The sequence below is a fragment of the Agrobacterium sp. SOY23 genome (assembly GCF_027212525.1).
GTDB lineage: Bacteria > Pseudomonadota > Alphaproteobacteria > Rhizobiales > Rhizobiaceae > Agrobacterium > Agrobacterium tumefaciens_I.
Window position 1 is genome coordinate 949,246 of the sequence record NZ_JAPWDT010000001.1, and the last position, 25,302, is coordinate 974,547.

At 59.9% G+C, this 25,302-nt stretch carries 22 protein-coding genes and 2 tRNA genes; 14 read left to right on the plus strand and 10 right to left on the minus strand.

Annotated elements, in window-relative coordinates:
* Window positions 1-5: 5 nt before the first annotated feature.
* The 3 genes from map to O3S81_RS04675 are packed head-to-tail and all read right to left on the minus strand — an operon-like array spanning window position 6 to window position 3,482.
* Window positions 6-839, minus strand: coding sequence for a type I methionyl aminopeptidase (gene map, locus O3S81_RS04665; RefSeq protein WP_269341405.1), 834 nt, complete (start codon window positions 837-839; stop codon window positions 6-8).
* A 31-nt stretch (window positions 840-870) separates the two neighbouring features.
* Window positions 871-1,590, minus strand: a complete 720-nt coding sequence (gene sfsA / locus O3S81_RS04670) for a DNA/RNA nuclease SfsA (protein ID WP_269341274.1) — start codon at window positions 1,588-1,590, stop codon at window positions 871-873.
* Window positions 1,591-1,622: 32 nt separating this feature from the next.
* Window positions 1,623-3,482 carry a PHA/PHB synthase family protein gene (locus O3S81_RS04675; RefSeq protein ID WP_269341275.1) on the minus strand — a complete coding sequence of 620 codons (1,860 nt, stop codon included), beginning with the start codon at window positions 3,480-3,482 and terminating at the stop codon, window positions 1,623-1,625.
* A gap of 139 nt (window positions 3,483-3,621) precedes the next feature.
* On the opposite strand from O3S81_RS04675, the gene O3S81_RS04680 reads away from it, so the two are divergent.
* A complete protein-coding gene (locus tag O3S81_RS04680) occupies window positions 3,622-4,044 on the plus strand; it encodes a hypothetical protein (RefSeq protein WP_269341276.1) in 423 nt (140 codons plus the stop codon).
* Window positions 4,045-4,507: 463 nt separating this feature from the next.
* On the opposite strand, the gene fnrN is transcribed toward O3S81_RS04680, so the two are convergent.
* Window positions 4,508-5,233, minus strand: coding sequence for a transcriptional regulator FnrN (gene fnrN, locus O3S81_RS04685; RefSeq protein WP_269341277.1), 726 nt, complete (start codon window positions 5,231-5,233; stop codon window positions 4,508-4,510).
* A 213-nt stretch (window positions 5,234-5,446) separates the two neighbouring features.
* Here fnrN and hemN point away from each other — a divergent pair, with 213 nt between their 5' ends.
* The 8 genes from hemN (at window position 5,447) to O3S81_RS04725 (ending at window position 13,544) form a co-directional block, all read left to right on the plus strand.
* Window positions 5,447-6,796 carry an oxygen-independent coproporphyrinogen III oxidase gene (hemN, locus tag O3S81_RS04690; protein ID WP_269341278.1) on the plus strand — a complete coding sequence of 450 codons (1,350 nt, stop codon included), beginning with the start codon at window positions 5,447-5,449 and terminating at the stop codon, window positions 6,794-6,796.
* A 114-nt stretch (window positions 6,797-6,910) separates the two neighbouring features.
* Window positions 6,911-7,195 carry an acyl carrier protein gene (locus O3S81_RS04695; protein ID WP_003495848.1) on the plus strand — a complete coding sequence of 95 codons (285 nt, stop codon included), beginning with the start codon at window positions 6,911-6,913 and terminating at the stop codon, window positions 7,193-7,195.
* An 89-nt stretch (window positions 7,196-7,284) separates the two neighbouring features.
* Window positions 7,285-7,764: a 3-hydroxyacyl-ACP dehydratase FabZ family protein gene (locus tag O3S81_RS04700; RefSeq protein ID WP_269341279.1), complete on the plus strand. Its 480-nt coding sequence runs from the start codon at window positions 7,285-7,287 to the stop codon at window positions 7,762-7,764.
* Between the two features lie 208 nt (window positions 7,765-7,972).
* Window positions 7,973-9,169, plus strand: a complete 1,197-nt coding sequence (locus O3S81_RS04705; RefSeq protein ID WP_269341280.1) for a beta-ketoacyl-ACP synthase — start codon at window positions 7,973-7,975, stop codon at window positions 9,167-9,169.
* A 12-nt stretch (window positions 9,170-9,181) separates the two neighbouring features.
* Window positions 9,182-10,462 carry a beta-ketoacyl-ACP synthase gene (locus tag O3S81_RS04710; RefSeq protein ID WP_269341281.1) on the plus strand — a complete coding sequence of 427 codons (1,281 nt, stop codon included), beginning with the start codon at window positions 9,182-9,184 and terminating at the stop codon, window positions 10,460-10,462.
* 143 nt (window positions 10,463-10,605) lie between these two features.
* The gene (locus O3S81_RS04715) at window positions 10,606-11,634 is read left to right on the plus strand and encodes a zinc-binding dehydrogenase (protein ID WP_269341282.1); all 1,029 of its coding nucleotides are present in this window, start codon (window positions 10,606-10,608) and stop codon (window positions 11,632-11,634) included.
* A 5-nt stretch (window positions 11,635-11,639) separates the two neighbouring features.
* Window positions 11,640-12,569, plus strand: a complete 930-nt coding sequence (locus O3S81_RS04720) for a lipid A biosynthesis lauroyl acyltransferase (protein WP_442864864.1) — start codon at window positions 11,640-11,642, stop codon at window positions 12,567-12,569.
* Window positions 12,570-12,848: 279 nt separating this feature from the next.
* Entirely contained in the window at window positions 12,849-13,544 is a 696-nt protein-coding gene (locus O3S81_RS04725) for a hypothetical protein (RefSeq protein WP_269341283.1), read from the plus strand.
* A 54-nt stretch (window positions 13,545-13,598) separates the two neighbouring features.
* On the opposite strand, the gene O3S81_RS04730 is transcribed toward O3S81_RS04725, so the two are convergent.
* Window positions 13,599-14,402: a TSUP family transporter gene (locus tag O3S81_RS04730; protein WP_269341284.1), complete on the minus strand. Its 804-nt coding sequence runs from the start codon at window positions 14,400-14,402 to the stop codon at window positions 13,599-13,601.
* 182 nt (window positions 14,403-14,584) lie between these two features.
* On the opposite strand from O3S81_RS04730, the gene O3S81_RS04735 reads away from it, so the two are divergent.
* From O3S81_RS04735 to recJ, 5 genes are all read left to right on the plus strand, one after another.
* Window positions 14,585-15,544 carry a nucleoside hydrolase gene (locus tag O3S81_RS04735; protein WP_269341285.1) on the plus strand — a complete coding sequence of 320 codons (960 nt, stop codon included), beginning with the start codon at window positions 14,585-14,587 and terminating at the stop codon, window positions 15,542-15,544.
* A 303-nt stretch (window positions 15,545-15,847) separates the two neighbouring features.
* Window positions 15,848-17,068 (plus strand): LL-diaminopimelate aminotransferase, encoded by a 1,221-nt coding sequence (locus O3S81_RS04740; protein ID WP_020012585.1) that lies wholly within the window; start codon window positions 15,848-15,850, stop codon window positions 17,066-17,068.
* 61 nt (window positions 17,069-17,129) lie between these two features.
* Window positions 17,130-18,440: a homoserine dehydrogenase gene (locus O3S81_RS04745; RefSeq protein WP_269341286.1), complete on the plus strand. Its 1,311-nt coding sequence runs from the start codon at window positions 17,130-17,132 to the stop codon at window positions 18,438-18,440.
* A gap of 187 nt (window positions 18,441-18,627) precedes the next feature.
* A complete protein-coding gene (locus O3S81_RS04750; RefSeq protein WP_331284177.1) occupies window positions 18,628-18,849 on the plus strand; it encodes a hypothetical protein in 222 nt (73 codons plus the stop codon).
* A gap of 97 nt (window positions 18,850-18,946) precedes the next feature.
* Window positions 18,947-20,755, plus strand: a complete 1,809-nt coding sequence (recJ, locus tag O3S81_RS04755) for a single-stranded-DNA-specific exonuclease RecJ (RefSeq protein WP_269341407.1) — start codon at window positions 18,947-18,949, stop codon at window positions 20,753-20,755.
* Between the two features lie 129 nt (window positions 20,756-20,884).
* Here recJ and O3S81_RS04760 read toward each other — a convergent pair.
* The 5 genes from O3S81_RS04760 to O3S81_RS04780 all read right to left on the minus strand — a co-directional run bounded on the left by O3S81_RS04760 (window position 20,885) and on the right by O3S81_RS04780 (window position 25,257).
* Window positions 20,885-20,959, minus strand: a tRNA-Glu gene (locus O3S81_RS04760).
* Between the two features lie 451 nt (window positions 20,960-21,410).
* A tRNA-Glu gene (locus tag O3S81_RS04765) sits at window positions 21,411-21,485 on the minus strand.
* 628 nt (window positions 21,486-22,113) lie between these two features.
* Complete coding sequence (locus O3S81_RS04770) at window positions 22,114-22,887, minus strand: amino acid ABC transporter ATP-binding protein (protein ID WP_080808739.1); 774 nt, start codon at window positions 22,885-22,887, stop codon at window positions 22,114-22,116.
* Between the two features lie 12 nt (window positions 22,888-22,899).
* Window positions 22,900-24,057, minus strand: coding sequence for an amino acid ABC transporter permease (locus O3S81_RS04775; RefSeq protein ID WP_269341288.1), 1,158 nt, complete (start codon window positions 24,055-24,057; stop codon window positions 22,900-22,902).
* A 3-nt stretch (window positions 24,058-24,060) separates the two neighbouring features.
* Window positions 24,061-25,257, minus strand: coding sequence for an amino acid ABC transporter permease (locus tag O3S81_RS04780; RefSeq protein WP_269341289.1), 1,197 nt, complete (start codon window positions 25,255-25,257; stop codon window positions 24,061-24,063).
* Window positions 25,258-25,302: the final 45 nt, after the last annotated feature.

The following is a 25,302-nucleotide window of genomic DNA, read 5'->3' on the forward strand; positions in this document are numbered from 1 at the left end:
TGGCCTTATGCGAGTGGCGGAAGGCCCGGACGATCGAAGCCGCCCGGCGACAGCGTAAAGATTTCGCAGCCCGTGGCTGTCACGCCGACGACATGTTCATACTGCGCGGAGAGCGAACGGTCGCGCGTCACCGCCGTCCAGCCGTCGGAGAGTACCTTCACATGCGGCTTGCCGAGGTTGATCATCGGCTCGATGGTGAAGATCATGCCCTCGCGGATTTCCGGGCCTTCGTCGGGGTGGCCGTAATGCAGGATGTTCGGCGTGTCGTGGAACAGGCGTCCGACGCCGTGGCCGCAGAAATCGCGCACAACGGAGCAGCGTTCCGCTTCCGCATAGGCCTGGATCGCAGCGCCGATCGCGCCGGTGCGCACGCCGGGTTTCACCGCCGCGATGCCACGCAGCAGGCATTCATAGGTCACTTCCATCAGCCGTTCGGCGGCACGCTTGATCTGGCTGACCGGATACATGCGGCTCGAATCGCCGTGCCAACCGTCAAGCACATAGGTCACGTCGATATTGACGATATCGCCTTCGCGCAGCGGCTTTTCATCCGGAATGCCGTGGCAGACGACGTGGTTGATCGAGGTGCAGACGGATTTCGTATAACCGCGATAATTCAGCGTTGCCGGCAGTGCGCCGTGGTCGGCGCCGAATTCGAAGACGAAACGGTCGATGGCGTCGGTCGTCACGCCCGGCTTGACGATCGCCGCCAGCTCATCGAGGCAGCGTGCCGTCAGCTGGCACGCCTTGCGCATGCCATCAAAATCCTCAGGGCTGTAAAGGCGGATGACGCCTGTGTTTTTGAGGGGGGCGGAGGCTGCGTCGATATAGGTGACCATCATAGTGCTTTCTGTCTCTTTACGTCCCTGTTCATAAAACAGCCGGACGCCATTCGTCCATCTTAACCGTTCCGTTGACCGAAATTTGTGAGGGCGAGACCGTGCATTTCACCGCATAGGCCTCCACGCCGCGCGCCATCGCCCGTTGAAACGCCAGCGCATAGACGGGATCGAGATCGTCGCAGATGCGCATCCGCTCGCAATCGTCGCGCTGGATGAGATAAAGCATCACCGCACGGCAACCAGCTTCCGCTGCGTCACCCAGTTCCTCCAGATGTTTGGCGCCGCGTTTGGTGGCGGTGTCGGGAAATTCGGCGAGGCCTTTCTCGCGCATGAAATGCACGTTCTTCACCTCCACATAGGCATCCGGCCGACCTTCTTCCGACAGCAGGAAATCGATGCGGGAATTGCGCCCGTATTTCTGTTCGCGGCGGATTGTCGAATAGCCGGCAAGTTCTGGAATACGGCCGGTGAGGATCGCCTCTTCCGCCAGCCGGTTCGGCATGCCGGTATTGATGCCGACCACCGTGCCATCGGCCTCGACCATTTCCAGCATGTGGCGATATTTGCGCGTGGGGCTGTCATGTTCGGAGAGCCAGATGCGGGAACCCGGTGTGGTGAGCCCACGCATGGAGCCGGTATTGGGGCAGGAACCGGTGATCGCCGTGCCGTCTTCCAAGACGGCATCGAACAGGAAGCGCTTGTAACGGGAAATGAGCGTGGCGGGAATAAGTGGGGGCGTGAAGAACATGGGGCCTTGAAGGTGAGAAATGATGGGCGTGGTCAGGAAAGGACATAGGTTCCCGGCGCATCGCCGAGTACGGGCCGCTTGCCGGCTCCCGGCTTTCGCGCTTTCACCTTCTCGGCATTCTGGTCTTCGATCCAGTTCTGCCAGTGCACCCACCACGAGCCCTTGTGGGCCGTCGCGGCGGCCTGCCAGGCATCGAAGTCTCCGGCCGGTGACGGCCCTGTCCAATATTGATATTTTTCGAGCTGCGGCGGATTGACGACGCCTGCTATGTGACCGGACGCGCCGAGCACGAATTCCACCGGCCCGCCGAACAGCGCAGCACCCGTGAAGACCGATTTTGCCGGCGCGATATGGTCGTCGCGGGTGGCGAGATCGTAGACGGGGATCGTTATATCGCCGAGATTGATGCGCTTGCCAGCAACGCGCATCAATCCTCGGGCGAGATTGTTCTCGAGATAACAATTGCGCAGATAGAAGGAGTGGCTTGCGGCGGTCACCCGGGTCGAATCCGAATTCCAGTAGAGGAGATCGAAGGGCAGGGGCTCGGTGCCGCGCAGGTAATTATCCACCACATAGGGCCAGATGAGATCTGAAGCGCGCAGCATGTTGAAAACGGTGGCCATGATCGAGCCATCGAGATAACCGACCGCCTGCATGTGCTTGTCGAGCGCCGCCAGCTGGCCTTCGTCTATGAAGACCTTAAGGTCGCCGGCATGGATGAAATCCGTCTGGGCGGCCAGCAGCGTGGCGCTGCGGATGCGCTCATTGCCCTCCTGCGCATGCAGCGCCAGCGCCGAAGACAGAAGCGTGCCGCCGACGCAATAACCGATGGCGTTGATGTCCTTCTCGCCGGTCCGTTCCTCGATGGTGTCGAGCGCGAAATCGATACCCTCGCGGACGTAGTCGTCCCAGCCCTTTTCGGCGAGGCGCGCATCCGGGTTGATCCAGGAGACCATGAAGACGCTGTGGCCCTGCTCAAGACACCAGCCGACGAAGGATTTCTGCGGGTTGAGGTCGAGAATGTAGAATTTGTTGATCCACGGCGGCACGATCAGCAGCGGCCGTTTGAAGACCTTTTCCGTCGTCGGCGCATAATGGATGATTTCGCAGAGCGGGCTTTTCGCCACCACCTTGCCGGGGGTGACGGCGATATTCTGGCCGATGACGAATTTGCTGTAATCGGTCTGGCGCAGTTTCAGATGGCCATTGCCGGCCGCGACATCTTCCGCCAGCTGCGCCATGCCCTTGACGAGATTGGCGCCGCTGGAGGCGACCGTTTCGCGGAAGACCTGCGGATTGGTGAAGACAAAATTGGCCGGAGAGAGAGCCTCCGTGACCTGCCGCATGTAGAACAGCGCCTTGGTGCGGGTGTGCTCGTCGAGGCCTTCGGCCTCCGTCACCATCCGGTCGGCGAAACCGACGGTGGTCTGGTAGGCTTTCAGCAGGAAATCGAAGAACGGATTGGCCTGCCAGTCGGCATCGGCAAAACGCTTGCTTCTGCGTTGGGCAGGGCCGCTTTCGGCCGCATTTTCCGAGTGCGAATCGGCCTCGCTGGAAAATTGTGCCAGCGATTTTGCCCAGAGGTCGTAATAGCTGGAGAGAAGATGGGTCTGCGCTTCCAGCGACCGCTTCGGCTCGGCCATCCAGTATTCGGCGACGTCGGAGAGCGTCTTGATGAGGTCGGTCATCGGGTCGGCGCTTGCCTGGGGAATTTCGCCGCGTTCGCGCGGCGCCAGCCATTCCGAGGCGGCCTTGCCGAGGTTTTCGAGCGCGCGGGCGATGTTGATCGCGAAGGTTTCGGGGTCGCGGATCAGGTAGGCCTCGGCGGAACTGGCGTCGAAGCCGGGCGTTTTGCCACCCTTTTTCGCCCCCCCGCCGTCAACACCTGCCATGCGCTATCCTCCACCAAATTTGTGTTTGCACATTCTGCATGAAAACGAATACAAGTTCCACCAGCAAGGGGAGGCCACAAAGGGCCGAACCGCGGTCGAATTTGATATCGGCAGATATCCTTACAGGCGGAACAGGACGATGGGCAAGCACATGGGCACATGGGGAACATATGCGGAAAACGCCGCGAGAATCGCTGTTCTTTCGCTCTCCGGCGCCATGCTCGTCACCACGCTTGCGGCCTGCAAGGCCCCAGAGCCTATCGTCGCACCGGCCCATATGCGCCGCCCGACGACTGAAATCGTCGGTCCGCGGCCCGTCAGCGACACTGCGGTGAGCCAGAAGCGCGACACCGACACCTATCCGACCTTCTCCCAGCCGCTGACGGCTGCGGGCAGCCAGATGGGCGATGACGAGGCCTCCAAGATGGAAACAAGCCTTTCGCGCCTCGGTGCGGCACGGCGCAACGGCCAGATTTCGGAAGCTGAATACAAGCGCCGGGTGGCCGAGCTGCGGGCGCTTGCCGAAAACCAGAAGCCGGTTGCGACGCCTGCTTCGCAGTGAGATTCGGCCGCGCATTTTGCACGGTTCCCGGGACTGCTCCTTAACGTCTTCACATACCCCAAATGGACCCGTTCCTATGAGCCAAAGGCTGCATATGAAGCGAGCGGGTGCATCCTGTTTCTTCTCCCCCGGCGGGGAGAAGAAACTCGTGGTGATGCCGAGCCTTCCGTAGCGACATTAAAGGCTGACAGGGCATGCCGTTCGGCAATCCTAACCCCTTCTTTACCCTGCCTCTGAACCATCCGCTTACCGAAGATGTTAAGCGGATGGAGGCGGTTTGCCGCTTATGATGCGGCCATAACAAACAGGCCGCTGAAAAAGCGGGGCACGGGTGAAATATCATGAAATGCATCGCCGCTTTGCTGGTTCTTGCCGGTTTTGCGCTCGCACCCGCTCAGGCGCGGGCGCCACACATCAATTTCGGGGCATCCGCGTTTCAGGGGCAGTGACAGGGCTAATTTTGTCAGTCGTTACCGGCGGCTTCGCTCAGAACGTCGAGATCAGGCACCGTGATATGGCGGTTGTTCTCGATGCGGATAATGCCTTCCTTGCGCAGCTTGGTCATTTGCCGGCTAACGGTCTCGATGGTGAGACCCAGGAAATCAGCTATATCGGCCCGTGAAAGCGGCAGGTCGAAGCACGATTTGTCTTCATTTTCCGGGTCGATATGGGTGGCGATCATATAAAGAAAGCTGGCAACCTTTTCCTGTGCCGATTTACGCCCAAGCGTCAGCATCCAGTCGCGCGCCTCGTCCAGTTCCTTCAGGGACTGGTTGTGCAGCTTGCGTTCCATGTCAGGCACTTCGGAGACCATGCGGTCGACGACGCGGCGCGGGAAGAGACAAATCTCCACATCGGTCGCGGCTTCCGCCGTCATCTTGCTTTCGGCCAGGAAGGGACGGCCGAGGAAATCCGGCGCGAATTGCAGGCCGACGATCTGCTGTCGGCCATCCGACATCATCTTGGAGAGCTTCACCACGCCATTGAGAATGTTGCCATAGGAGGTGACGAGCTCACCCTGGCCGAGAAGCTCATTGCCCGCTTCCAGTTTCTTGCGGCTGGAATGGCGGTTCAGATCGCACAGTTGCTGTGGTGTCAGCGTGCTGCAAAGACCGCCGTGTCGCGCCTCGCAGGAGCGGCAGACGACGGGTTCTTCGGAATTGTGGATGGTCTTCTGCAGCGTGTCCATAAGCCTTTTCCAATGCTGGCTTTTTCGGAACGAATGCGACCGTGGGTGTCAAATCCGGTCTTGTTGAAGGCTTGCGCCATGTAGCCGTCGTCCCCGCGTCTACTTTAGCAAGAACTTATGGCGCAATTTGATTGAAGTCAAAGTTGCAAACTGTCGCAGCGGTTACTGAAAGAGAGGAAATCGACATTTTCTTGATAAAAGGCAAATCCGGTGATGAATACCGAACTTCTTCGCAAATATTCGGGTGCAGTGCCGCGTTACACGAGCTACCCGACCGCGCCGCATTTCCACGAGGGAATCGATCATACGACCTATCGCGGCTGGCTCGGCGCGCTTGGCCACAGGAACCGCATATCGCTTTACCTGCACATTCCCTATTGTGACCGGCTGTGCTGGTTCTGTGCCTGCCACACCAAGCACACGCTGAAATATGAGCCGATTGCCGTTTATCTTGAAGCACTTAAGCAGGAGATTGCAGCCGTTGGCGCGCTCGTTTCACCCGATGCGGTGGTGAGCGCCGTGCATTTCGGCGGCGGTTCGCCCACCATGCTGAAGCCGGAGGACATGCAGAGCCTGATGGACTGTCTGCGGCGGCATTTCACCTTCGGGCTGGACCCCGAGATCAGTGTCGAGATGGACCCGAACGATCTTGATGACAGCCGTTACGATGCGCTTGCCGCCGTCGGCATGTCGCGCGCCAGCCTCGGTGTGCAGGACTTTGATGACAAAGTGCAAAAAACCATCAACCGCATCCAGTCCTTTGAACAGACGAAATCCGTTGTGGATGCCGTGCGGGCGAGGGGTGTTCACTCCGTCAATTGCGACATTCTTTATGGCCTGCCGTTCCAGACCTGCGAGACGCTGAAGAAGACAGTGGATCAGATCGTCTCGCTAAATCCGGACCGGGTGGCGCTTTTCGGTTATGCCCATGTGCCGTGGATGAAGAAACACCAGTCGCTGATCCCCGAACACGCGCTTCCCGACGTTGCCGAGCGTTATCGTCAGATGACGATGGCGGGCGAGATGCTGAAGCAGGCGGGATATCGCGCGGTCGGCATCGACCACTTTGCCAAGCCGGCGGACACTTTATGCCAGGCTGTCGAAGCCGGCGCCCTGCGTCGGAATTTCCAGGGTTATACCACCGATACGGCCGATGCGCTGATCGGGCTCGGCGCATCCTCCATCGGCCGGCTGCCGCAGGGTTATGTGCAGAACATGGTGGCGACGGGGGAATATCAGCGCATGGTGGGCGAGGGCGGGCTTGCCGTCGTCAAGGGCATAGAACTTTCGGAAGAGGATCATGTGCGCTCGCATGTCATTGAGCGGCTGATGTGCGATTTCGCGCTCGACTTTGCGGATATCGACCACCGTTTCGGCAGGGCGAGCCATTCCGTGCGGACGCAGGCGCAGCAATTCGCTGCCGGCAACAGCGACGGTGTGGTGCGTATGGAAGCCGGGATTTTTGCCGTCACGGAGACGGGGAAACCCTTCGTGCGTAATATCGCGGCAATCTTCGACACCTATCTCGGCAATGGACGCGGCCGCCATTCGGTTGCTGTTTAGGCAACAGTTTTGGGGCAAATTTCAAAGTTACGTCACGAAACCATTGGCTTTTTTGTGCGACTTGCCTATGTGGTGCGTCTGATAGGATAATTCATACGAACGACAATAAGGATTATGGGCGTGACAGCTACATTCGACAAGGTTGCCGACATTATCGCCGAAACCAGCGAAATCGACCGCGAAACCATTACGCCGGAGAGCCACACGATCGACGATCTGGGCATCGACAGCCTCGACTTTCTTGATATCGTTTTCGCGATCGACAAGGAATTCGGCATCAAGATCCCGCTCGAGCAGTGGACGCAGGAAGTCAACGAAGGCAAGGTTTCCACCGAAGAGTACTTCGTGCTGAAGAACCTCTGTGCCAAGATCGACGAATTGCGCGCAGCCAAGGGCTGATGTGACAATGCCCGCTTCCGGCGGGCATTTTTCTTTCTGGACCCAGCCTGTAATGGCGGGTCGCAACCGACCAGAAACGGGCCGGACGGATGCTGCTTGAATATTTCCAGATGATCGACAAGGTCGAGGCCGTGGACATGACGACGCGCACATTGAAGGCGCAGTCCGTTGTTCCCGACAAGAGCCCGGTTTTCGAAGGCCACTTTCCCGGCATGCCGCTGGTTCCGGGTGTGCTTTTGATCGAGACGATGGCGCAGGCCTCCGGCATGCTGGTTCTGGCATTTTCCGATTTTGCCTCCATGCCGTTCCTGATGTCGGTCGATGGTGCCAAGATGCGTACCTTCGTGGAGCCCGGCGCGGTTCTCGATATCGAGGCCGTGCTGGAGCATGACGGTTCGGGCTTTGCCGTTACCAAGGCGAAGATCACCTCGGATGGCAAGAAGGTTTGCGACGCGCAGCTCAAACTCAGGACGATGCCCTTCAGCGAAATTCCGCTCGCGCCCATCGTCAGGAAGCGGGCCGAGGAAGTCGGCCTGATGGCGGCGATTGCCGCGGATGCGCAGAAATAAGCGCTTCCGCCCGTTTCTAAGGGGAGCGTTTTTCCCGTCGGCCCGGTTTTGACGCGTGAAAATCGTGGGCTCGCGACGGCGGATCGGGCCTTCACCATTGCCAATCCGCATCGCGCGCTTTATTCCGCAACGCATGAAGTGGTTGTTCGCAACCGCTGTGGATAGCCGTGACCGTTTCGGCGGGGCCGGCTGCAAAGGATGACAGACGATGAAATCTGACAATGATGTGGTGATAACAGGGGTCGGCATCGTGACCTGTCACGGCGTTGGCAGCCAGGCGCATGTGGCGCTTCTTTCTGGAGCCGCCGTGCCGGAGCCGGTTGTCGAGACCGAAAAGTTCAAGCCCTATCCGGTCCATCCCATGCCGGAAATCGACTGGTCGGCCCAGATCGCCAAGCGTGGTGACCAGCGCCAGATGGAGAACTGGCAGCGTCTCGGCGTTTTCGCCGCCGGTCTCGCACTCGATGATGCCGGGCTGAAGGACAATGCCGAAGCCTGCGCCACCATGGACATGATCGTTGCTGCCGGTGGCGGTGAACGCGACATCAATGTCGATACGCTGATTGTCGATGAGGCGCTGAAGCGCAACGACCGCGAAAAGCTGCTCAACGAGAAGCTGACGACGGAGCTGCGCCCGACGCTGTTTCTCGCTCAGCTTTCCAACCTGATGGCCGGCAATATCTCCATCGTGCACAAGGTCACCGGGTCGTCGCGCACCTTCATGGGCGAGGAAGCGGCTGGCATTTCCGCCGTCGAAACCGCGTTCCACCGCATCCGTTCCGGCGAATCGAGCCACGCCCTTGTGGGCGGCGCCTTCTCCGCCGAACGTCCCGACATGATCCTGCTGTTCGAAGCCATCGGCGCGCATGCGCAGGGCGGCTGGCAGCCACTGTGGTCGCGTGAGGATCAGAACGGCGGCGGCATGATTTCCGGTTCGCTTGGTGCATTCCTCGTGCTGGAATCGCGCAAGCATGCCAGCGAGCGGAGCGCCCGCATCTATGCCCGCATCGACGCCATCGAGGGTGACCGCGGCAGCCGCGATGACGGCAAGTTGGAAAAGCGCATGGAGCGCCTGCTGGCCCCTGCAAAGGACAGCGCTGCGACCGTCGTGTTCTCCGGCGCCAGCGGTTATGACGATGTCACGGCCCGCGAAAAGACCATTCTCGAAAAAGCCCTGCCGCAGGCCGCCATTCGCGGTTTCGGTGGCATCACCGGCCATGGACTTGAAGCACAGTTTCCGCTCGGCCTCGCGCTCGCGGCGCTCACGCTTGAAAGCGGGGCGAAGGTTCCTACTTTCGATGCTGCCGCGGAAAAGCCCATGGGCGAAGCGGCAACCGAAGCGGTCGTCACCACCGTCGGCCATGTGCGCGGCGAAGGTGTTGCCGTCCTGTCCCGTGACGTGTGAGGAGAAAAGACCATGACCAATTTCAGGGATCATCTCGGTCGCCCGATCGTCGCCGTCACCGGCATGGGCATCATCACCTCGCTCGGACAGGGGCTTGAGGACAACTGGGCGGCTTTGACGGCCGGTAAGTCGGGCATCCACAAGATCACCCGTTTCCCGACCGAAGGGCTCTCCACCCGCATCAGCGGCACGGTCGATTTCATCGACATCCCGGTTCCGAATTCCGTCGAGCGCTCTTATGCCTTCGCGCGTGAAACCACCATCGAGGCACTGGCGCAGGCCGGTATCTCCGGCGATTTCGATGGCCCTCTGTTTCTCGCAGCTCCGCCGATCGAGCCGGAATGGAGCGCCCGTTTCGAGCTTGCCGACCGGTCTCCGCCGGCTGCCCAGCCGGGCGATGCGTATGAGCGGTTCCTGACGGCCTTCCGTCAGCGTCCCGATCCGGCATTCCAGGAAGCAGCGCTTTTCGGTGCGATTTCCGAGCGCCTTTCCGATCGCTTCGGCACACGCGGCCTGCCGGTCACGCTGTCCACGGCCTGTGCATCGGGTGCGACCGCAATCCAGCTCGGCGTCGAAGCGATCCGCCAGGGCCGTACCGAACGTGCTCTCACGGTTGCGACCGACGGTTCTGTCAGCGCCGAGGCACTGATCCGCTTCTCGCTTCTGTCCGCGCTTTCGACCCAGAACGACCCGCCGGAAAAGGCCTCCAAGCCGTTCAGCAAGGATCGCGATGGTTTCGTGATTGCCGAAGGTGCGGCGACGCTGGTTCTGGAATCGCTGGAATCCGCCGTTGCACGCGGCGCGAAGGTGCTCGGCATCATCAAGGGCGCCGGTGAAAAGGCCGACAGCTTCCACCGCACGCGCTCTTCGCCCGATGGCGGCCCGGCGATTGCGACGATCCGCGCGGCGCTGGCCGATGCGGGCGTGGCTGAAAGCGATATCGGCTATATCAACGCCCATGGCACCTCGACGCCCGAAAACGACAAGATGGAATATGGCTCGATGCTCGCCGTCTTCGGTGAAGGCCTGAAGGATATTCCGCTGTCGTCCAACAAGTCGATGATCGGTCACACCTTGACCGCAGCAGGTGCCGTGGAAGCGGTGTTCTCGCTGCAGACCATGCTGACCGGCACCTTGCCGCCGACGATCAACTACAACAATCCCGATCCGACCATCACGCTCGACGTGGTGCCGAATGTGAAGCGGGATGCGCAGGTGAGCGCGGTTCTGTCCAACTCCTTCGGGTTTGGCGGGCAGAATGCAAGCCTTGTCATGACACGGGAACCGGCCTGATCGGTTTCGTCACTAACAGGAGCGTTTCCAAATGAATTGCGGAAACGCTCTCGCTTCTTTGATTACGCATTCCGGCCGCAAAACCGTTACAGAGTTCTGCTGGAATGATTTTTAGATAACGCCCTCGGGCGAAGGACTGATATATGCGCGCTCTTCAACTCGTGGACGACCGGAAGCTCGAAAAAGTGGACCTGCCCGAACCGGATGCTCCGGGCCCGGGCGAGGTGACGTTGCGCGTCAAGGCCGTGGCGCTCAACCACATCGATGTTTGGGGCTGGCGCGGCATGGCTTTCGCCAAGCGCAAGATGCCGCTCACCATCGGTGCGGAAGCCTCCGGCGTCGTCGAGGCCATCGGCCCCGGCGTTTCGAATGTTCTGCCCGGCCAGCTTGTTTCGGTCTACGGCGCGCGCACCTGCGGGCTCTGCAAGCCCTGCCGCGAGGGCCGCGACAATCTGTGCGAACATGTTCAGGGCGTGCACGGTTTCCATCTCGATGGTTTCGCGCAGGAAAAGATCAATATTCCCGCCCGCCAGCTCGTGCCGGCCCCGCACGGCATTGACGCCGTTGCTGCGGCGCTTGCGCCGGTGACTTTCGGCACCGTCGAGCACATGCTGTTCGACAATGCCAAGCTCGAGCCCGGTGAAACCATCCTCATCCATGCCGGTGGTTCCGGCATCGGCACGGCGGCGATCCAGCTTGCCAAGAAGATGGGCTGCACCGTCATCACCACCGTCGGTTCGGACGACAAGATCGAACGGGCGAAGGCGCTCGGGGCCGATCATGTCATCAACTACCGGACCGACCGTTTCGAAGGCGTGGTGCGCAAGCTGACGAAAAAGAAGGGTGTCGACGTTGTCTTCGAACATGTCGGCAAGGATACCTTCGTCGCCTCGATGTTCTCGCTGAAGCGCGGTGGCCGTCTTGTCACCTGTGGCTCCACCTCGGGCGTTTCCACCGAAATCAACCTGATGATGCTGTTCCAGCAGCAGCTGAAGCTGCTCGGCTCCTTCGGCTGCCGCATGGAAAACATGGCCAATGCCATGCAGAAGATGGCGCGCGGCATCGTGCATCCCGTCATCGATACCGAAGTGACCTTCGACGATATCAACCGGGCGCTGGAGCGGATGGAAACGCGCCAGGTGTTCGGCAAGATCGTTCTGCGGATGGACTGAGCATCTTGAAGCTGTTCCTGACACGGATCGTCCTGAAACTGGACCACTTCCGGCAGTGGTTGATCGCGACATTCGCCTTCGGCCTCCTCAACCTGCTGAAGCTTTTTCCCGCCGATGCGGGTATCCGTGCCGCCGACCGGCTGGCGCGCTGGGTGGGGCCGAAAACCGGCCGCCACAAGCTGATGCTTTACAATCTGGCCCGCGCCTTTCCGGAAAAATCGGAAGAGGAGCGGCTGGAGATCGCCATGGACAGCTGGGCCAATATGGGCCGGCTTGCGGCGGAATATGTGTTTCTCGACCGGCTGTTCGATTTCGATCCGGAAAAGAACGAGCCCGGCCGCATCGAAGTGCAGGGCATCCCGACCTTTCTCGAACTGCGAGACAATCCGCGGCCCTTCATCGTTTTTACCGCTCACAGCGGCAATTTCGAGCTGCTGCCGGTCGCAGGCTCGGCCTTCGGTCTCGATGTGACGGTGCTGTTCCGGCCGCCGAACAATCCCTTCGTGGCCGACAAGGTGTTCAATTTCCGCAAGGAGCGCATGGGCAATCTCGTGCCTTCGCATGCCGGCTCTTCCTTTGCCCTGGCGCGGCAGCTGGAAAAGGGTGGCGGTGTCGGCGTGCTCGTTGACCAGAAATTCGCCAAGGGGCTGACGACGAAGTTCTTCGGGCTCGAAGTTCGTACCAATCCGCTGCTTGCCAAGCTGGTGCGGCAGTTCAACTGCGATGTTTATCCCGCCCGCTGCGTGCGTCTTCCCGACAATCGCTACAGGCTGGAAATAGAGCCCAGGGTTGAAATTCCGCGCGATGAAAGAGGCAATGTCGATATTCAGGCGACGGCGCAGCTTCTGAACGACAAGGTGGAAAGCTGGGTGCGCGAATATCCCGGACAATGGCTGTGGTATCACGACCGCTGGGATGTGAAGCACCTGATTTGACGTCGTTGCCGATTGACCGTATCAGCGTGGTTTTTTACGAAATTCGACCGCGAGATTGGGCATTTCGACGTTTTTCCGTATTCGTGGAACCTCATTTTTCGTTCATGGATTATCGAAATTGAAAAAATAGCGGCGGCTGTGATATTTTAAACAATAATCCCCGCGGTGTTTTTACGTTTCGTTACGTCATTTTTAAGCGCGAAGACGCTATAATCGGGGGTAGAGGGTGCATCCGTCCGCATTGGAAGCGGGGTGTTTGCCCGTTCAGGGAGAGTTGGGTTGAAAGATTTGATTGAGCTGTTCTGGCTGCGTTATACGGAACTGCAATCTGCCGTTGGTAAAAACGAATCCAACAAGATTGCCGTGCTGGAGCGTGAACTGGAGCAGCTTCTCGAGCGGATCGTCGGACGCGAGACCGGAGGCTCCGAGGATATTCGCGAGCAGTTCCGTTTTGCCATCGACCTCCTCAACCACGAGGCGGAAGATCTGGGCTGCGTGCAGCGTAACTCCGAGCTTCTCAGAACGCTTGTCGATCGATATGTCGGCATGCCGCCCAAGGCCAAGGTCATCGGTGACGAAGACGAGGATACGCTGGCGTGGCATCATCGCCATCTGATCCTCGACGAGGACATGCTCAACGATCTGGACGAGCCCGTGGTGGTCGTCTCTCCCGGTTACCGCGTGTCCTTCGCCAATGCCCTCGATGCGTTTCAGCGCAACGCCCCGGAAGGGCTCATCGGCTGCCACATCGCCGAACTGGTCGGTGTCCACCGTTTCCAGAACGACCTCAGGGAAAAGCTCGATAATTGCTTCAAGGGCGATACGTCGAAATATACCTATGCGGAAGACCAGAACGGCCGCACGATCGTGAAGTCGCTCGAAATGTCGCCCTGCTATTCTTCCGCCTACAAACTCGTTGGCGCCATGGTGGTGATCCGGGAGATCGCCGACCGCCGACGCCGCGCCACGGCGTGACATAAGACGCCCGCTGCCTGCCGTCTCAATGGCAGGCAGGCGCTCCGCTATCCCTTACTTCGGGAAGATGGTTTCCCAGATCGCGGCGATGGACCATGCGGATGAAGCATCCGCAAGGAGCTTTGTCGCCATGGCGAGACATGACAGAACGAGAAGCGGGCGAATGATCTTCGCGCCGTTTTTCATCGCGAAGCGGGATCCGACCTGCGCCCCGATGAACTGGCCGAGGCCCATGGCGAGGCCGAGCTTCCACAAAACCGCGCCACCAATCGCAAAAACGACGAAACCGCCAAAATTCGAGCCGAAATTCAGCAGCTTGGTATGGGCGGTTGCCTTCAGCATGCCGAAACCTGCCAGCGCCACGAAGGCGAGCATGTAGAAGGAACCCGCGCCGGGGCCGAAAACGCCATCGTAAAAACCGATCAGCGGCGCGACCACCAGGCCGAAGACGAAGGGCGTGATGCGGCGATGGCTGTCGATATCGCTGAGCTGCGGCTTGAAGGCGAAATAGAGCGCAATCGCGATCAGCAGAAACGGCATGATGGTGCGCAGGAGATCGGCCGGCACGAAGGCGGCCGTCAGTGCTCCGAGCATTCCGCCGGCCATCGCCATCAGCCCCATCGGCAGTTGCTCTTTCAGATTGACGTGGCCGCGTCTCGCATAGGCAAGCGTCGCGGAGGCCGAGCCGAACTGCGCCTGCAGCTTGTTGGTGCCGAGCGTATCGAGCGGCGCAATGCCCATGATCATCATGGCCGGAATGGTGATGAGACCACCGCCGCCGGCGATGGAATCGATAAATCCGGCAAAGATGGCGACGCAGAAGAGAATGACGAAAATGTTGAGGGCGATGTCTTGCACTGGGAATGTCCGGGCAGGCGGGAGGAGAGGGCTTCTTCTTTCACCGAAAAGGCCACCGCGCAATCTCTTTCTGCGCGCTTGGGCGCGGGCAGGGGGATTGCGGTGTGGCCGCTTATCGTTATGTTTCCGTGGCGCGTCGCCGGAAGGGTCGATGGCGCTTCAGACATACGGATGAGGGCATTATGCATAAAGTGATATTCGATACGGACCCCGGTGTGGATGACGCCATGGCGCTTCTGTTCCTGCACCGTCACCCCGATATCGATCTGATCGGCGTCACCACGGTCTTCGGCAACGCGCCCATCGACATCACCACCCGCAATGCGCTTTTCCTGAAGCGGGAATGGCAGATGACAGCACCGGTCGCCAGGGGGGCCGGCGTGACCTTCGATCCCGCCCGTAAGGAAGGCCATTGGCCGACCTTCATCCATGGCGAAAACGGCCTCGGCGATATCGATATTCCCGAAACCATCGATCTGCCGCTCGATCCGCGCCCCGCGCATCGCTTCATCATCGAGACGGTGAAGGCCAATCCCGGCGAGGTGACGCTGATCGCCGTCGGCCGCATGACCAATCTGGCACTGGCGCTGCGCGAGGAACCGGATTTCGCCGCGCTGGTGAAGGAAGTGATCGTCATGGGCGGTGCTTTCGATATGAACGGCAACGTCTCGCCGGCGGCAGAGGCCAATATTCACGGCGACCCGGAGGCGGCCGATTTCGTCTTCACCGCGCCCTGGCGGGTGGTCGTCGTCGGCCTCGACGTCACGACAAAGACCGTGATGACGAGCGCCTTCATGGCGGAGATGGCAGAGGCCGGCGGCAAGCCCGTGCAGCTTCTCTCCGACCTCTCGCAATTCTATATCGATTTCTACAAGACCCGCACCGGCGACGGCATGGTGGTGCATGACAGCTGCGCCTGCGTCTATCTCGTGGCGCCGGAGCTGTTTGAGACCCGCAGCGGCCCGGTGCGCGTCGTCTGCGGCGGTCTTGCCGATGGCCAGACCATTCAGAAGCCGGATGGTCGCGCCTTTCCGCCGGGCGACTGGGACGGGCATCCGAGCCAGCTCGTCTGCACGGATATCAAGCCGGAGCGCGTGCTTTCGGTCATCCGCGCGGCAATTGTGAAGGGCGAGCGCGGCTGAACGACAGGAATGGCCGTTCTTGAGCATGGCTTGCCTTGCATTTTCCCAGAATCTGGCGTTATGCAAGTTCCTTGATCCTATTGCGCGATCCGCCTTGCCAAAGGGGCTGAAAAGGCTGTGCCAGAGGCACGGGCGGATGATCGTGATGCCGCGTGGGCCCGAGAAAAGCCTTGTAGGTTTTCCCGTGCTTTGCGCTACAATGAATAACGCCTGCCGGGTCGGTTCGTGTCGGCGGCGTTTAAAAACAAAAGACGAACCTTCGTTATGGGCCGGCAGAACCGGTCCATTCCCATGAGGAAAGAGATGGAAGAGTTTCACAAGGTCCGGCGTCTGCCGCAATACGTCTTCGAACAGGTCAACCGTTTGAAAGCGAGCGCGCGAGCGGCCGGGGCCGATATCATCGATCTCGGCATGGGCAATCCCGACCTTCCGACCCCGAAGGCGATCGTCGACAAGCTTTGCGAGGTCGTTCAGGATCCGCGTACCCATCGTTATTCCTCGTCCAAGGGCATTCCCGGCCTCCGTCGCGCGCAGGCCGCCTATTATGCCCGCCGTTTCGGCGTGAAGCTGAACCCCGATACCCAGGTCGTCGCCACGCTCGGCTCCAAGGAAGGCTTCGCCAACATGGCGCAGGCCATCACGGCACCTGGTGACGTGATCCTGTGCCCGAACCCGACCTATCCGATCCATGCCTTCGGCTTCCTGATGGCGGGCGGCGTTATCCGCTCCATGAATGTCGAGCCCGATGACAGCTTCTTCGGCCCGCTGGAACGCGCCGTGCGCCATTCCATCCCGAAGCCGCTGGCGCTGATCGTCAACTACCCGTCGAACCCGACGGCACATGTCGCCTCGCTTGATTTCTACAAGGACGTCATCGCATTCGCCAAGAAGCACGAGATCATCGTGCTCTCCGACCTTGCCTATTCGGAAATCTACTTCGACGACAACAATCCGCCGCCATCCGTTCTGGAAGTTCCGGGCGCAATCGACGTTGCGGTGGAATTCACCTCCATGTCGAAGACCTTCTCCATGCCCGGCTGGCGCATGGGCTTTGCCGTCGGCAACGAGCGGCTGATCGCGGCGCTGACCCGCGTGAAATCCTATCTCGACTACGGCGCCTTCACGCCGATCCAGGTTGCGGCGACGCATGCGCTGAATGGCGACGGCTCCGACATCGCCGAAGTGCGCAATGTCTATCGCCGCCGCCGCGACGTCATGGTCGACACCTTCGGCAAGGCCGGCTTCGAAGTTCCGCCGCCGGCGGCGACGATGTTCGCCTGGGCGAAGATCCCGGAAAAGTTCCGTCATCTCGGCAGCCTGGAATTCTCCAAGCTTCTGGTCGAGAAGGCTGATATCGCCGTTGCTCCCGGCATCGGTTTTGGCGAGATGGGCGATGATTACGTCCGTCTCGCGCTCGTGGAAAACGAGCATCGAATTCGTCAGGCAGCGCGCAATCTGAAGCGTTTCCTGTCGAGCGCAGACGAAACGATGCACAACGTCGTTTCGCTTAACGCCCACAGATAAGGGCAACCGAAGGCGGCCGGGCCTCGGCCGCCACCATCACCAGCAAATCAGGAACATACCCATGGCAGATTCATTGAGAATCGGCATAGCGGGGCTCGGCACTGTCGGCGCTTCGCTCGTGCGCATCCTCCAGCAGAGAAGCAACGAACTTGCGATTACCTGCGGACGCGCGATTGAGATTATTGCGGTGAGCGCGCGCGACCGTTCGCGCGACCGCGGCATCGATCTCAAGGGTATTACCTGGTTCGATACGCCGGAACAGCTGGCGAGCGAAGCCGATATCGACGTGTTTGTCGAACTGGTCGGCGGTGCTTCCGGTCAGGCGGAAAATGCGGTGCGGGCAGCGCTGTCGCGTGGTCTCCATGTGGTGACAGCCAACAAGGCGCTGCTTGCAAAGCACGGTGTCGAACTGGCGACCATTGCCGAAGACAAGGGCGCACTTCTCAATTTCGAGGCGGCGGTGGCCGGCGGTATCCCCGTCATCAAGGCGCTGCGTGAGTCTCTCACCGGCAACCATGTGTCGCGCATCTACGGCATCATGAACGGCACCTGCAATTACATCCTGACCAAGATGGAAAAGGAAGGCCTGTCGTTCGAGGCGTGCCTGAAGGAAGCGCAGCGGCTCGGTTATGCCGAAGCGGATCCGGCCTTCGATATCGAGGGCAATGACACCGCGCACAAGCTCTCGATCCTGACCACGCTTGCCTTCGGCAACAAGATTGCTGCCGACGACATCTATCTCGAAGGCATCACCAATATCTCCATCGAGGATATTCAGGCGGCCGCCGAGCTTGGTTACCGTATCAAGCTTCTCGGTGTGGCGCAGGTGACCGACTCCGGCATCGAGCAGCGCGTGCATCCGACCATGGTGCCGCTCGATTCCGTTATCGCCCAGGTGGATGGCGTGACCAATGCGGTGGCGATCGAATCCGACATTCTCGGCGAATTGCTGATGGTCGGCCCGGGTGCCGGCGGCAACGCCACGGCATCCGCCGTACTTGGTGACATCGCCGATATCGCCAAGAGCCGTCCCGGCGCCCAGCAGGTGCCCGTGCTCGGCCGTCCGGCCAAGTCGCTGACGGATTACCGTCGCGCCAAGATGAAGAGCCATGAGGGCGGTTATTTCATCCGTCTGACGGTGAAGGATCAGGCGGGCGTTTTCGCCTCGATCGCTACCCGCATGGCGGATAACAACATTTCGCTGGAATCCATCGTGCAGCGCCAGCGCGTACATGTGGAAGGCGCGCCGCAGACCATCATCCTCGTCACCCATGCGACGATGGAAGATGCGATCCGCAAGGCGGTGAAGGCGATCAAGAACGAGAAATATCTCGTCAGCGAGCCGCAGGTCATCCGCATCGAGCGCACCTGAGACGCTTTATTATTTTGATGGCATCGAGAGCCGCGCTTCCATCCGGAGGCGCGGTTTTTTGTTGTGTGCCGGCCTGCATCGTGCCGCTCGTTCCACGCCCATAAAATTTGAGGGGATGGCGCCAGAACCGCTGGAAAACAAGGCGATTCGGCACTATGGTTAATCCTGTTCACCAAGCGAGGGAGGCGTGGCCGTGACATCGATCATCCTGTTCAAGGACAATAAGCACGCAGGCGTTGCCGCCGCCCATCACCGGGCGCGCCACAATGCCAATGACAATATTCGCAGCATGGAATTCGACATGGCGGAACATGAGCGCAACTGGTGTTCGCTCGCGGTCTTCTCGTTACTGCTGCTCGTCGCCACTGTCTCGATCATCAGCCCGTTTCTCTCGATTTTTTCGGCGTAGGTCCTGTCAGGCGCGTTTTTGCTTGAAAAACGCGCTGACGCCATTTAGCCCGTTGCTGAAGCGCGGATAAGTGCGCATGACAGGGCGAATGGACAGTATGGCAATGATGGAGCCGGCCGATACCGTGGCCCGCGCATTTTTAAGCGTGGAGCGGTCGGCGACAGAACAGCGTTGGGTGTCGCGGCTGGATCAGGCCGGGCAGAACCGTGCGTTGGCCATGTCCCAGATCCACGCCATTCCCGAATTGATTGCCCGCGTGCTTGCCGGGCGCGGGGTGGGTGTTGATGACGCCCTGGCATTCCTTGATCCCACCATACGCGCCCTGATGCCCGACCCGCATATGCTGACCGATTGCGAAAAGGCCGCCGAGCGGCTGGTGCGCGCCATCGACACCGGCGAGAAGGTGGCGATCTTCGGTGACTACGATGTCGACGGTGCTGCCTCTTCGGCGCTGATGTATCGCTTTCTCGGGCATTTCGGGCTGACGCCGGAAATCTATATTCCCGACCGCATTTTCGAGGGCTACGGGCCGAACCCGGCGGCGATGCAGCAGCTTGCCGCCAATGGTGCGACGCTGATCGTGACGGTTGATTGTGGCTCAACCAGCCATGACTCGCTCAAGGCTGCGAAGGATGCCGGAACGGATGTGGTGGTGATCGATCACCATCAGGTCGGCACGGAACTGCCGCCGGCCGTGGCGCTGGTCAATCCCAACCGGGAGGATGATCTGTCGGGGCAGGGGCATCTCTGCGCAGCCGGCGTTGTGTTCCTCGTGCTGGTGGCCACGTTGCGGCTGCTGAAGGACAGACGCAACCGGCAGGCCTTCACGCTCGATCTGCTGTCGCTGCTTGATATCGTCGCGCTTGCGACGGTCTGCGACGTGGTGCCGCTGAAGGGCCTCAACCGCGCTTATGTCGTCAAGGGCCTGATTGCCGCGCGGCACATGAACAATGCCGGGCTTGCGGCGCTATTCAAGAAGGCGGGGCTGGGTGGGCCTGTCACGCCCTATCATTTCGGCTTCCTGATCGGGCCGCGCATCAATGCCGGCGGTCGTATCGGCGATGCGGCCCTCGGCAGCCGCCTGTTGACCATTGATGATTCCTCGCAGGCGGAGGTGATTGCCGAGCGGCTGGATGAGCTGAACCGCGAGCGGCAGGCCATGGAAGCGGCAATGCTGGCGGAGGCGGAAGCCGAGGCGCTGTTCGAATATGGCGACGGCTCAGGTGCCGGCGTCATCGTCACCGCGCGCGAGAACTGGCATCCCGGCATTGTCGGCCTGCTGGCCTCGCGCCTGAAGGACCGTTTCCGTCGTCCGGCCTTTGCCATTGCCTTCGATCCATCCGGCAAGGGCACCGGCTCCGGCCGTTCGATCAACGGCTTCGATATGGGCCGCATGGTGCGCGCTGCCGTGGAGGCGGGATTGCTGGTCAAGGGTGGTGGTCATGCCATGGCGGCCGGCCTGACGGTGGAACGGGCCAATCTTGGCAGGCTCCGGGCCTTTTTCGAGGAAGCGGCCGCAAAGACGGTGAATGAGCTGGTGGAAAGCAGCGTGCTGAAGATCGACGGCGCCATCGGCGCGTCGGGTGCGACATTGCAGCTTGTCGACCAGCTGGAACAGGCCGGTCCCTATGGTTCTGGCCATTCGCAGCCGATCTTTGCCGTGCCGGCCCATCGCCTGCGCGATGTACGGCTTGTGGGCACAGCACACGTCAAGATCACGCTGGAGGCCATGGATGGCTCGCGGCTGGACGGTATCGCCTTCCGCGCCGCCGAAGCGCCTCTGGGGCAGATGCTGCTCAATGCGCGTGGCAGGAACATTCATGTTGCAGGCACGGTGGGCGCCGATCTCTGGCAGGGCCAGAGGCGCGTGCAGCTGCGGGTGCTGGATGCGGCTTTCGCGCCCTGACGGGGCTGCCGAACGATCCGGAATTCTGAGAAACAAGGGTCTTTGACGGGAGAGCCAGACGTGCGTCGAGGTCTTTACGCGATGCGTGAAGATTTTCGTACAGACTGCTGATTTTCAAGGAGAAGCAAGTGGCACGCCCTAGGGGAGTCGAACCCCTCTTTTCAGAATGAAAATCTGACGTCCTAACCGATAGACGAAGGGCGCGTGCGCTTGTGGTGTGGCGCCCTTATAGTCAGGCTCCGGTTGGTCCGCAAGCGGAAAAATTGATTTTTTTCGCTTCGGGACGAGTTTTTTTATGGAAGCCGAAACGCCTGTGGAAAACTGCATCGGGACTGGCCAAGGCCTTGAAATGTCGCCCCTATCACTGCGCGCCGACAATGCACTCACACGTCGTGGGAGGCCGGGCAGGTGGATTCCCAACCCTTAGCTGGCATCAGGCTGCTGTCTTGGCAGAAGAGACGCTGTGAGTGAGGTGAGGGGGGAAGGCAAGCCGGTTGATCTGCCCGGTGGCATTTCGTCCGGCTTGCCTTCCATCGGGGGGACGCCATTCTAACGTGCCGATAGAGAATCGGTTCCGCGCGATGATGACGCGCGACAAAATCGTAGCGTTGAATGAGGCGTTCACATTTTTGAAGGGGAAGAACACGAAGGCAAGTGGCACGCCCTAGGGGAGTCGAACCCCTCTTTTCAGAATGAAAATCTGACGTCCTAACCGATAGACGAAGGGCGCGTGCGCTTGTGGTGTGGCGCCCTTATAGTCAGGCTCCGGTTGGTCCGCAAGCGGAAAAATGCATGATTTGACAAAAAAATGACATGGGTGGCCAGAAGCCCTGAGAAACAAGGATTCTTGTTTCGTAACAAATGGTTAAATGGGCGGTGTGTCGAGTGGTGTGTACTGTTTTATGCGTTTCACTATCGCTGGGCAGCGATGGTTTCGCGAATCCAGGTATTTCAATCGTATCGACCCAAGGTGGATATTATGTCGAATAGACCCTGTATAAAACCAGAACGATGAGCATCACGATTGCCCCATTGATAAGACGTGCCACCCACCGGACGAACTTTGATTTTGAGGGATGGCCCGATGTCAGGTAGCCCAAAAGGTCTGCCAGGGACCCAACCAGATCGCTCATTGCGAAATCCGCCTGAAAATGTCGTTATCTCACCGCAGTAGTTACGTGAGGCCGACCATTCTCGAATTCAAGGTCCGCCTTGACCGAGAATCAAAGAGGGCCGTGGTTTTACTCACAGCCCTCTGTCACCCTTCGATAGAATAACGGGGCCGTATGGCCCCGTATCTGCGTCTTGGTCCGGAACTGGGATAGAAGTGCCCGTTGCGGACGCATGCCGTCCAAAAATCAGTGCAGAATCTGGCTGAGGAACAGCCGGGTGCGCTCGTGCTGCGGATTGTCGAAGAACTCGGCGGGCGAGTTCTGTTCGACGATCTGGCCCTGATCCATGAAGATGACGCGGTTTGCGACCTGGCGGGCGAAGCCCATTTCGTGGGTCACGCACAGCATAGTCATGCCGTCTTCGGCGAGGCTCACCATGGTGTCGAGCACTTCCTTGACCATTTCCGGGTCGAGCGCCGAGGTCGGCTCGTCGAACAGCATGATCTTCGGCTTCATGCAGAGCGAACGGGCGATCGCCACGCGCTGCTGCTGGCCGCCGGAGAGCTGGCCGGGGTACTTGTGCGCCTGCTCGGGAATCTTGACGCGCTTCAGATAGTGCATCGCCACTTCTTCGGCTTCCTTCTTGGGCATCTTGCGAACCCAGATCGGCGCCAGCGTGCAGTTTTCTAGGATCGTCAGATGCGGGAAGAGGTTGAAGTGCTGGAACACCATGCCGACTTCGCGACGCACTTCATCGATCTTCTTGAGATCATTGGTAAGCTCGATGCCATCGACCTGGATCGAACCCGACTGGTGTTCTTCCAGCCGGTTGATGCAGCGGATCATGGTTGACTTGCCGGAGCCCGAGGGGCCGGCGATGACGATGCGCTCGCCCTTCATGACCTTCAGGTTGATGTCGCGCAGCACGTGGAAATCACCATACCACTTGTTCATGCCGGTGAGTTCGATTGCCACGTCCGTTGTCGAGACGGCCAGTTTTTTTGCTTGGGTTTCTGCCATTTTGAGCGTCCCTTATCGTTTATGCCCGGTGTCGAGGTGCCGTTCCATGAACAGCGAATAACGCGACATGCCGAAGCAGAATATCCAGAATACGAAACCTGCGAAAATATAGCCAGTCATTGCCGTGACAGGCGTCGCCCAGTTCGCATCCGATTGGTTGAGTGTGACAATACCGAGCAGGTCGAACATGCCGATGATCGAAACCAGCGACGTGTCCTTGAACAGCCCGATGAAGGTGTTGACGATGCCCGGAATGACAAGCTTCAGCGCCTGTGGCAGCACGATCAGTCTCGTCTTCTGCCAGTAGTTCAGGCCGAGCGAATCCGCCCCTTCATATTGCCCCTTCGGAATGGCCTGCAGGCCGCCGCGGATCACCTCCGCCATATAGGCCGAGGAGAACAGCGAGACACCGACAAGTGCGCGCAGGAACTTGTCGAAGGTCCAGCCTTCGGGCAGGAACAGCGGCAGCATGATGCTGGCGAAGAACAGGACGGTGATCAGCGGAATGCCTCTGATAACCTCAATGAAGAGCACGCAGAGCATCTTGATGACCGGTAGGTTCGAACGCCGGCCGAGTGCCAGAAGAATGCCGAAAGGCAGCGACACCGTGATCCCGAAGAAGGACAGGATGAGCGTTACCATCAGGCCGCCCCACAGCTGCGTTTCCACCTTCGGCAGGCCGAAGACGCCGCCGATGAGCAGGAAAAACGCAATGAAGGGCAGGATGATGAAAAGCGCCAGCGCGTTGAGGCGCTTGAACGGCGCTTTCGGGATAAGCATCGGGATGAGCAGGATGGCGAATGCCACCATCACCACGATGGGACGCCAGCGCTCGTCGAGCGGATAGCGGCCGAAGACGAATTGCCCGAGCTTGGCCGATACGAAGGCCCAGCACGCGCCGGACTGGCCGTCCGGTAGCGCACCGCCCTGCGAAGCGGTCAGGCAGGCGATACGATCGCTACCGGTCCATACCGCATCGATGAAGAGCCATTCGATGATCGGCGGCACCAGATAGACGAGCAGGGCAAGGGCGATAACCGTAAGGACTGTGTCCTTCGGCGTGGCGAAAAGTTTGGTACGCAGCCAATAGCCAAGTCCGACGGCGCTCGAAGGGGCGGGCCGGGCTTCCTCAATGGTCTGGCGCACGAAGGCGTGATTGCTGATCGTCATCGATTATCGCTCCACCAGGGCCATTTTCGCGTTGAACCAGTTCATGACCACGGCCGTGAGCAGGGACAGCGAGAGATAGATGACCAGCCAGATCGCAACGACTTCGACCGCCTGACCCGTCTGGTTCAGGATCGTGCCGCCGACGGAGACGATGTCGGCGAAACCGACAGCGACCGCAAGCGAGGAGTTCTTGGTCAGGTTGAGATATTGGCTCGTCAGCGGCGGGATGATGATGCGCATCGCCTGCGGAACGATGATCAGACGCGTCGTGATGCTGGAACGGAGCCCCAGCGCTTCCGCAGCTTCCGTCTGGCCCTTCGCCACGGCCTTGATGCCGCCGCGAACGATCTCGGCGATGAAAGAGGCGGTGTAAAAGGAAAGCGCCAGAAACAGCGACATGAATTCAGGTGCGACGACCGCGCCACCGGAGAGGTTGAAGCGTCCGGCAATAGGGTAGTCGAATGTCAGCGGTGCGCCGAGCGCCAGGAATGTCGCGAGCGGCAGGCCGATGAGGAGCAGCGTGAGCGTGATGCCGGTGCGGAACTGCTGGCCGGTTCTTTCCTGTCTCGCCTTTGCCCAGCGATAAACGAAGAAGCCGATGACGATGGCGACGATAAAGGCCAGCGGCACGAGCCAGATGCCGTCCCCCCAGATGGGCTTGGGGAAGAAGAAGCCGCGATTGTTGAGGTAGCTTCCGAGCGGAAGCGACACCGATTCACGCGCCTGCGGCAGAACGGAAATGACACCCTTGTACCAGAAGAAGATAACGAGCAGCGGCGGGATGTTGCGGAAGATTTCCACATAGGCCTGCGCGAGCTTCGAGATCAGCCAGTTGTTGGACAGCCGGGCGATACCGACGATGAAACCGATGACCGAGGCGGCGATGATGCCGAAAAATGCGACCTGGATCGTGTTGAGAATGCCAACGAGCAGAGCCCGGCCATAGGTCTCGTCGCTGGAATAAGCGATCAGCGACTGGCCGATGTCGAAACCGGCTCTTCCATCGAGGAAGCCAAAGCCGGACGAGATGTTTGATCGTTGAAGATTGGTGATCGTATTCGTCACGATGATCCAGACGAAGGCGGCCAGGATGACGACTGTCAGAACCTGGTAGAAAATGCCGCGTATGCGTGGATCGTAGATAAGTGACGACGCGCTTTGCGCGCGCGATCGTTGCGAACTGACCGCGTTGCCTGCCATAGGCACCTTTCCCTTTTATATGCTCTTTGCGAGCTTATTTGTATA

What these genes read in the sequence shown, in the direction of transcription:
- map (WP_269341405.1), bottom strand. Translation starts at nt 839, where the DNA reads ATGGTCACCTATATCGACGCAGCCTCCGCCCCCCTCAAAAACACAGGC.
- sfsA (WP_269341274.1), bottom strand. Translation starts at nt 1,590, where the DNA reads ATGTTCTTCACGCCCCCACTTATTCCCGCCACGCTCATTTCCCGTTAC.
- O3S81_RS04675 (WP_269341275.1), bottom strand. Translation starts at nt 3,482, where the DNA reads ATGGCAGGTGTTGACGGCGGGGGGGCGAAAAAGGGTGGCAAAACGCCC.
- O3S81_RS04680 (WP_269341276.1), top strand. Translation starts at nt 3,622, where the DNA reads ATGGGCAAGCACATGGGCACATGGGGAACATATGCGGAAAACGCCGCG.
- fnrN (WP_269341277.1), bottom strand. Translation starts at nt 5,233, where the DNA reads ATGGACACGCTGCAGAAGACCATCCACAATTCCGAAGAACCCGTCGTC.
- hemN (WP_269341278.1), top strand. Translation starts at nt 5,447, where the DNA reads ATGAATACCGAACTTCTTCGCAAATATTCGGGTGCAGTGCCGCGTTAC.
- O3S81_RS04695 (WP_003495848.1), top strand. Translation starts at nt 6,911, where the DNA reads ATGGGCGTGACAGCTACATTCGACAAGGTTGCCGACATTATCGCCGAA.
- O3S81_RS04700 (WP_269341279.1), top strand. Translation starts at nt 7,285, where the DNA reads ATGCTGCTTGAATATTTCCAGATGATCGACAAGGTCGAGGCCGTGGAC.
- O3S81_RS04705 (WP_269341280.1), top strand. Translation starts at nt 7,973, where the DNA reads ATGAAATCTGACAATGATGTGGTGATAACAGGGGTCGGCATCGTGACC.
- O3S81_RS04710 (WP_269341281.1), top strand. Translation starts at nt 9,182, where the DNA reads ATGACCAATTTCAGGGATCATCTCGGTCGCCCGATCGTCGCCGTCACC.
- O3S81_RS04715 (WP_269341282.1), top strand. Translation starts at nt 10,606, where the DNA reads ATGCGCGCTCTTCAACTCGTGGACGACCGGAAGCTCGAAAAAGTGGAC.
- O3S81_RS04735 (WP_269341285.1), top strand. Translation starts at nt 14,585, where the DNA reads ATGCATAAAGTGATATTCGATACGGACCCCGGTGTGGATGACGCCATG.
- O3S81_RS04740 (WP_020012585.1), top strand. Translation starts at nt 15,848, where the DNA reads ATGGAAGAGTTTCACAAGGTCCGGCGTCTGCCGCAATACGTCTTCGAA.
- O3S81_RS04745 (WP_269341286.1), top strand. Translation starts at nt 17,130, where the DNA reads ATGGCAGATTCATTGAGAATCGGCATAGCGGGGCTCGGCACTGTCGGC.
- recJ (WP_269341407.1), top strand. Translation starts at nt 18,947, where the DNA reads ATGGCAATGATGGAGCCGGCCGATACCGTGGCCCGCGCATTTTTAAGC.
- O3S81_RS04770 (WP_080808739.1), bottom strand. Translation starts at nt 22,887, where the DNA reads ATGGCAGAAACCCAAGCAAAAAAACTGGCCGTCTCGACAACGGACGTG.
- O3S81_RS04775 (WP_269341288.1), bottom strand. Translation starts at nt 24,057, where the DNA reads ATGACGATCAGCAATCACGCCTTCGTGCGCCAGACCATTGAGGAAGCC.
- O3S81_RS04780 (WP_269341289.1), bottom strand. Translation starts at nt 25,257, where the DNA reads ATGGCAGGCAACGCGGTCAGTTCGCAACGATCGCGCGCGCAAAGCGCG.